We start from the raw sequence: 1,347 nt of genomic DNA, 5'->3' as shown, positions 1-1,347 counted from the left end.
TAGATGTATGGACTCCTCTCCCCTCGGGGACTACGTTATAAATACACCTGTAAAAATAGTGGAGCTCAGATATGGAAGACAATCTAATACTTGCCATCGACCTAGCGAAAAACTCATTTCAAGTTTGCTATATGAGAATCAATGGTGAAGTTCTCATGAACAAAGCTATCAGCCGTACTAGTTTGATCAGACTGCTAACTGGAAAGAAGAAGTTTTCTTTAGTGGTCATGGAGGCTTGTGGTGGTTCTCATTACTGGGCTCGCTTAGCGAAGAAAAATAATTACGAAATTAAAGTCATCCCCCCTCGTGCAGTTACAGGTCTACAACTCAAACAGAAAACGGATAAGAATGATGCTTATGCGATAGGGGTTGCCGCTCTACTTCCTCATATATCTAGTTGCAGTCAGATGTCTGAAGAAGAGCAAGGACTACAGTGTTTGGATCGTGCTCGGGCATTACAGATAGCCCAACGAACAGCACTTAGTAATCAAATGCGTGGGTTCTTAATGGAATTTGGCATCGTTTTGCCCAAAGGAATAACTCCTTTAGCAAAACGGATCCCAGAAATATTAGAAGATGCAGAAAATGGGTTACCAGATTGTTTACGCCAAGTACTCGCATCTCAATCTGATTTATTAGCTATGTATACAGAACAAATAGAATACTACGACGGTTTAATCACAGAGCATGTTAGTCAAAATAAAATCTGTAAAAAGCTTAGTAAACTAGAAGGAGTTGGGCCAATCGTTGCATTAGGTCTAATGGTACGTTTAGGTAATGGTAAAGAATTTGTTCGAAGTCGAGATGCGTCTGCTTGTATAGGATTAACGCCTAAACAACACTCTACTGGCGGTAAAGAGCGTATAGGGCATATTTCTAAAAGTTGCGCAGATAAGCGTTTGAGAAGCCTCTTGTATCAAGGAGCAATGTCTATAGTGTACAAAGTTACACTTCGAGCACCAACAACAGAAAAAGAACGGTGGTTAAAATCTATGATAGAGCGACGTGGTAAGAAAATAGCTGCTATTGCTCTGGCAAATAAGACGGTTAGAACCGCCGTTGCACTCATAAAAAGTGATAGTGAGTATCACCCATTGGCGATTCAAGCATAAGTAGTGTTAATTAAATTTTAATTCAATGACTTGCATAAAATAAAGCGATAATACAACCAATGGAATTCAGATCCGCACAAAAGTACTTAGATACTGCGCTATAGACTCGGACCATTGGAGCGAACACATCAAAGGGCAGGAGTAGCTCTCCAATAAGAGCCCGTATATAAGTGCGCAACTATCGTTCTATTTAAAAAGGCATTGATTAAAACGAGGAGTCCATATAAGTGCGGAG

General features: G+C 40.2%; 1 protein-coding gene. It reads left to right on the top strand.

The features are described 5' to 3' along the window. Positions 1 to 71 precede the first annotated feature (71 nt). Positions 72 to 1,112 carry an IS110 family RNA-guided transposase gene (locus MD535_RS25520; RefSeq protein ID WP_237300834.1) on the top strand — a complete coding sequence of 347 codons (1,041 nt, stop codon included), beginning with the start codon at positions 72 to 74 and terminating at the stop codon, positions 1,110 to 1,112. Positions 1,113 to 1,347: the final 235 nt, after the last annotated feature.

It is taken from the genome of Vibrio qingdaonensis, from assembly GCF_026191675.1.
Classification (GTDB): Bacteria; Pseudomonadota; Gammaproteobacteria; order Enterobacterales; family Vibrionaceae; genus Vibrio; species Vibrio qingdaonensis.
The sequence above is the reverse complement of the archived record's forward strand: the minus strand, read 5'-3'. Positions and strand labels throughout refer to the sequence as shown.